Below are 5,699 nucleotides of genomic sequence, written 5' to 3'. Positions count from 1 at the left end.
ACTCCCTCATCACAAGCGAAAATCTGCTCGACGATTAACCGCCCTGACGGTAACATTTATTATTAAACAAGCTCTAAGAGAATGTTTGAATTTATCTTTATGAAATCTTTAGAGGTCTTTCCGTACTGTTTCGAGCTTTCATTCAGTTATTATAGAACCCCATAATTCCTTCATTCAATCTCAAAACATTCTCAGAAATCCTCTCTAAATCTTAACATAAAGATAAATCCAAACATTCTCTAAAAGAATCTCTTAACCAGTTTATAAAATGATTCAAAAGGAGAGACGGCAACGGCAGAATCAACGTCCGAGAGTGGCGAGCAGTCTCTCTACGGCTGCTCGAGGCGACGGCTCTGAAGCAAGACATTTTATGAAGAGAGAGCCAACGATTGCACCCGAGGCATAGTCACATGCCATGCGAAATGAATCAGGATTGCTAATTCCAAATCCAATCATGCGCGGATGGACAAGATTCATTTCAGAAATCTCTCGGAAATACCGCTCCTGCATGCTGTCGAAACCATCGCGGAGACCGGTAGTCGACGCACTCGACACCATATAGATAAATCCGTCACACTCACGGTCGATAAGTCGTATACGCTCGGGTTCTGTCTCAGGAGTTATGAGCATTATCATAGGCAAATCGTACCTGAGGCAAAGTTTCTGAAACACATCTATATACTCATCAAATGGCAAGTCGGGGACTATTATGGCGTCAATACCGGCCTCCTTGCAGTCGCGGAATAGACGCTCTATGCCATAGCATATCATCGGGTTGAGATATCCCATTAGTACCAAAGGCATTTCGTCGCGCAACCGAGGCCTTACATCCTTTACCTGACGCAGAAGTGTGGATAGTGTCATGCCTTCCCTCAATGCTACGGCCGAGCTTTCCTGAATGACCGGGCCGTCGGCCATAGGGTCGGAAAAAGGCACACCGACCTCTACCATGTCGACCCCGGCGTCGCTTAGCGCAACAAGTGTCTCACCTGTCGATTCAAGCCGTGGATATCCGGCGGTTGTGAACACAGAGAGTAGTTCTCTCTTATTTTTCCCAAAAAGGCGTGTTATCCGATTCATATTCGTTGAATGAGCGTAGTGAAAGAATAAATTGTATGAGCGCACGGAGATTTTTTACTCCGGGTGCGATTTCAAAACGTGAATTAATATCTATGCCGGCCATCCCAGGACGCATGGCCGACACTACAGAGTCGACATCATCAGGGCCTATCCCACCACTGAGGAGATATGGCACATCAAGCACATACTTATCAAGCAAGGAGTGGTCAAACTTACAACCGGTGCCCCCATGCAGCGGGCTCTTGGTGTCAAACAAAAACATGTCGACACATCCCTCATACTCCGCAAGTACGGAGAAGTCGGCAGCTGTTGCAATACCTACCGCCTTAAATACAGTGAACCCTTGTCGACGGAGCGAACTACACATAGCCGGCGACTCATTGCCATGCAACTGTGCAATTTTTATGCCGTAGCGCCAGCATATGCCGACGACTTCATGCTCCTCGGAGTTGACAAACACCCCTACCGGGCGAACATGTCCGGGTAGAGAACGTACGACATCGGCATCAAGGTCTCCGACATAACGCGGTGATTCGGGATAGAATATGAATCCCATCATCATCGGGGTAAGTGCCGCTACATTACGTATGTTATCCGCTTCTTTCATTCCACATACCTTTATCATCATTTCGGCGTGGAGCGGCTGTCTGTTGTTGCATATCATTCTCAAATACCTTTTAAAAATTCATGTAAGGCGCCCACCGGATCGGATTCGCGCATAAATCTTTCGCCGACAAGAAATCCGGAATAGCCGTATCGTCGCAGATTCCTGATATCGACAAGACTGCCGATACCGCTCTCGGCAACAATCAAAGCACCGGGACAACGACGTGCCACCTCATCGCCCATACACATGGCATGTGATATATCGGTCGACATATCGGCAAGATTCCTCGAATTTACTCCAATCATATCGGTGTCGATTCCGGCAACTTTGTCAAGTTCGCCCGAGGCATGTATCTCTACGAGCGTCTCAAGTCCGACCGAGTGGGCATATTCTGTAAATTCGGCAAGCTCACAGTCGGTCAGCACCGATGCTATAAGCAGCACAGCCGACGCTCCGAGCATACGTGCCTCCAATATCTGACTGCGGCTTACTATGAATTCCTTGCGTAGAAGAGGCAATCGGCAACGCTCTGCTATCCGACTTGCTCTCGCCAGATCGGACGGCGCACCTCCGAAAAACGGAGTGTCGGTAAGCACACTGCATGCGGCGGCTCCTTCAGATGCATATCCTTCAACAGTGCGCTCGACATCGGCAGTAGCGTTGATGAGTCCGCGCGAGGGGCTACGTCGTTTGAACTCCGCTATTATACCGGTGCGATTATGTCTTATCGCCTCAGCCATAGATGGCACTGAAACATCGGGAGCTACAGATGCAATGGCCTGATAATATCCGGCAACGCGCAACGCCTCTACCTCGTGTCGCTTCGATTCTACTATTCGTTCGAGGATATTCATGCTTTATTGATATCTAAAAATTTGCGGAAACATTCTCCGGCACGACCGGAGAGTATCGACTCGCGGGCCTGCTCAACAGCATCGGCAAGCTCGACATTCGGTTCAAGCGTATGTATGGCAAAAGCGGCGTTAGCAAGCACACATTCGGTCTGAGCGCGTGATCCGTAGCCGGCAAGCACTCTATCAAAGACAGCCGCAGCATCCGCAACCGTGTCGCCGCCATACAGTTCGCCGGGCTCGACAACAGCAAATCCCAAATCGGAGGCACTGTACACACGCTCCCCCACGGAAGATGCGACCTTGAAAGGTGAAGTAAGCGAAATCTCATCGTACCCGTCAAGCGAATGTACCACAGTGCACTCAATCCCCTCATACTGCGAAATATAATGGTACATCCTCATCATCTTGAGCGAGTATACACCCAAAAGCTGATGGCGTGGCTGCATCGGATTGACCAACGGACCGAGCATATTGAAAAATGTGCGTATTCCGAGCTGCCGGCGTGCTACTGCCACACTCTTCAAAGCCGGACTGAACAACGGGGCATGGAGATAGCATACCCCCGACTCGTCAAGCGACCTGCGCAAAACAGACTCGTCGGTTGTAAACCGCACTCCATGATGCTCAAGCACACTCGATGCGCCGCTGACCGAGCTTGCCCCATAGTTGCCATGCTTGATGACACGTCGTCCGGTACCAGCCACGACAAAGCATGTGGCGGTAGATATGTTGAATGTGTTTTTCCCGTCGCCACCGGTGCCGACTATATCAATAGCATCTGTCCTGTCGAACTCGACAGGCAGACGACGCTCAAGGATAGCATCGCGAAAACCGATAAGCTCTTCAAGGGTAATGCTGCGCATCAGATATACTGTCATGAACGCTGCAAGCTGGCAGTCGTTGCACTTGCCATCGGCTATATCCAGCAGCACTCGGCGCGCCTCGTCGCGACTCAGCGACGCATGCTCCATAAGTTTGCCTAATATATTTTTCATTTCTTCTTCAATTCAGTGTGATATACAATCCGGGAAATATGTCATATACGGTGCTGACCATCCCAAAAATCATTTCATACCGCCGACGGGGACCTTACGGAGGAAATTTTCAATAATCCCCACGCCCAACGGAGTCATTATCGATTCAGGATGAAACTGTACGCCATGCACATCAAGAGTGCGATGCCGCAATCCCATAACCGTACCATCCAAGCTATATGCCGTCACTTCAAGATGCTCGGGAATCGATTCACCATCGACAGCCCACGAATGGTAACGCCCTGCAAGAAACTCAAGCGGCAGCCCATCGAATATATAATCGGAAGCCACGACTCGAATCATTGAACTAACCCCATGAAATACTTCCGGCATATTATATAACCGAGCACCAAAATGTGCGGCAATAGCCTGATGTCCGAGGCACACACCTAAGATTGGTTTTCTGTTGGCATAGCATTCAAGCAGCCTCGGGAGTATACCGGCTTCCGACGGTATTCCCGGACCGGGTGATATTATTATCTTGTCGAATGCATCAATCTCCGCGAGGGAAATCTCATCATTGCGTCTTACCTCGGCGTCATATCCGAGCGAACGGACTACATGGACTATATTGTATGTGAACGAATCATAGTTATCTAACATCAAAAGTCTCATACCCAAGCGATTTAATGGTGAAATCATATATTGAACGATTCGGCATATTTCACAGCCGCAGCAAGTGCTCCAAGTTTGTTTTCCGTCTCATGAAGCTCATTGTGCGGTATCGAACGTGCCACAATCCCCGCTCCTGCCTGTGAGTAGAGAGTACCGTTCATACTCAGAAAACTGCGTATCACAATGGCCTGGTTGAGTGAGCCGTCAAATCCAATCTGCCCTATACATCCTCCATAAACCACCCTTGAGTGCGGCTCCAGAGTATTGATAATCTCCATCGCCCGCACCTTTGGCGCTCCGCTCAGGGTGCCGGCAGGAAATGTGTCGGCAAACAGCGACAGCACATCAGTCTTGTCGGGAAGCGTAGCCTTGACACGCGAAACCATGTGTATCACATGGGAATAGTAGCGTATCTGACGCAGAAAGTCGATTTCGACACGTCCGCCTCCACGGCTCAGGTCATTTCGGGCAAGGTCGACGAGCATTATGTGTTCGGCGTTCTCCTTTTCATCCTCAAGCAGGGCATCGGCAAGCTCGCGGTCGCGGACATCATCACCCGTACGACGGAATGTACCGGCAATTGGATCGATATATGCCGTACCCTCCTGTACCCGGAGATGAGTCTCTGGCGATGAACCAAATATACGAAAGTCGCCAAAGTCGAAGTAAAACAGATAAGGCGATGGATTGACACAACGTAGTGCGCGGTACACATTGAAGTCATCCCCGATGTAATGCTGCTCGAATCTGCGCGACAATACCACCTGAAACACATCGCCACGCCGGGCATGGGCTATCCCTTGCTCTACCATACGGCAATAATCGTCATCGGATACGGAGGCATGAGGCTCGTCAACAGCATGGAACGGAAACTGAGGCACATTGTTGTCATGCAGCATTGCCACAATATTGTCGATGCCCGATGGGGTATCCGTAGAGTCGAGATGCTCAACTATTGTGATATGATTTTTATAGTGATTGAAGCATATTATGTAGCGGAAAAGTATATAGTACATGTCGGGCACCGCGCCAAATATCTCCTCTCTCGGCGATATATTCACTTTCTCGAAATACCTGACTGCATCGTAGGCAGTAAAGCCAAGCAGTCCGGGAGATGTGCCTCCTTTTATATTAATCGCAGTCACAAATGTACGCAACGAATCGACCACAGTGCGTCCCGATACCCCCCTAAGAGAGCTAACCGTGCCATCGGGGAATTTCATGGAGACAGCGCCTCCTGCATCGACACGAAACGAGGCAATAGGCTCAATGCCTACATAACTCATTGCATTCTGAGTGGTATGATAGTCGGAACTTTCAAGGAGAGCCGATTCGGGATAAAGATCGCGTAGCCGGAGATATACAGCCACAGGAGTCTGCAAATCGGCAGATATGGTGCGGGAGTTGATATATAGATTCATAATTTCCTTATTTTTAGAGCTTGTTTAATAATAAATGTTACCGTCAGGGCGGTCAATCGTCGAGCAGATTTTCGCTTGTGATGAGGGA

General features: G+C 49.3%; 6 protein-coding genes. All 6 read right to left on the bottom strand.

The genetic code is table 11. The annotated features are described in order from the left end of the window. Positions 1–300 precede the first annotated feature (300 nt). The 6 genes from trpA to K2I50_RS08930 all read right to left on the bottom strand — a co-directional run bounded on the left by trpA (position 301) and on the right by K2I50_RS08930 (position 5,611). Positions 301–1,080, bottom strand: a complete 780-nt coding sequence (gene trpA / locus K2I50_RS08955; RefSeq protein ID WP_301025979.1) for a tryptophan synthase subunit alpha — start codon at positions 1,078–1,080, stop codon at positions 301–303. Beyond that, a complete protein-coding gene (locus K2I50_RS08950; RefSeq protein WP_301025978.1) occupies positions 1,046–1,687 on the bottom strand; it encodes a phosphoribosylanthranilate isomerase in 642 nt (213 codons plus the stop codon). Before K2I50_RS08950 ends, trpA begins: the two co-directional genes overlap by 35 nt. A 59-nt stretch (positions 1,688–1,746) precedes the next feature. Further along, a complete protein-coding gene (locus K2I50_RS08945) occupies positions 1,747–2,541 on the bottom strand; it encodes an indole-3-glycerol phosphate synthase TrpC (protein ID WP_301025977.1) in 795 nt (264 codons plus the stop codon). Further along, positions 2,538–3,536, bottom strand: a complete 999-nt coding sequence (gene trpD, locus K2I50_RS08940; protein WP_301025976.1) for an anthranilate phosphoribosyltransferase — start codon at positions 3,534–3,536, stop codon at positions 2,538–2,540. Before trpD ends, K2I50_RS08945 begins: the two co-directional genes overlap by 4 nt. Before the next feature lie 69 nt (positions 3,537–3,605). Beyond that, the gene (locus K2I50_RS08935; protein WP_301025975.1) at positions 3,606–4,190 is read right to left on the bottom strand and encodes an anthranilate synthase component II; all 585 of its coding nucleotides are present in this window, start codon (positions 4,188–4,190) and stop codon (positions 3,606–3,608) included. Between the two features lie 23 nt (positions 4,191–4,213). Then, positions 4,214–5,611: an anthranilate synthase component I family protein gene (locus K2I50_RS08930; protein WP_301025974.1), complete on the bottom strand. Its 1,398-nt coding sequence runs from the start codon at positions 5,609–5,611 to the stop codon at positions 4,214–4,216. Between the last annotated feature and the right edge of the window lie 88 nt (positions 5,612–5,699).

The organism is Muribaculum sp. (assembly GCF_029051885.1).
Lineage (GTDB): Bacteria > Bacteroidota > Bacteroidia > Bacteroidales > Muribaculaceae > Muribaculum.
The sequence above is the reverse complement of the archived record's forward strand: the minus strand, read 5'-3'. Positions and strand labels throughout refer to the sequence as shown.

Excerpts from the sequence above, each read along its gene's own strand:
- trpA (WP_301025979.1), bottom strand. The coding sequence starts at position 1,080 with ATGAATCGGATAACACGCCTTTTTGGGAAAAATAAGAGAGAACTACTC.
- K2I50_RS08950 (WP_301025978.1), bottom strand. The coding sequence starts at position 1,687 with ATGAAAGAAGCGGATAACATACGTAATGTAGCGGCACTTACCCCGATG.
- K2I50_RS08945 (WP_301025977.1), bottom strand. The coding sequence starts at position 2,541 with ATGAATATCCTCGAACGAATAGTAGAATCGAAGCGACACGAGGTAGAG.
- trpD (WP_301025976.1), bottom strand. The coding sequence starts at position 3,536 with ATGAAAAATATATTAGGCAAACTTATGGAGCATGCGTCGCTGAGTCGC.
- K2I50_RS08935 (WP_301025975.1), bottom strand. The coding sequence starts at position 4,190 with ATGAGACTTTTGATGTTAGATAACTATGATTCGTTCACATACAATATA.
- K2I50_RS08930 (WP_301025974.1), bottom strand. The coding sequence starts at position 5,611 with ATGAATCTATATATCAACTCCCGCACCATATCTGCCGATTTGCAGACT.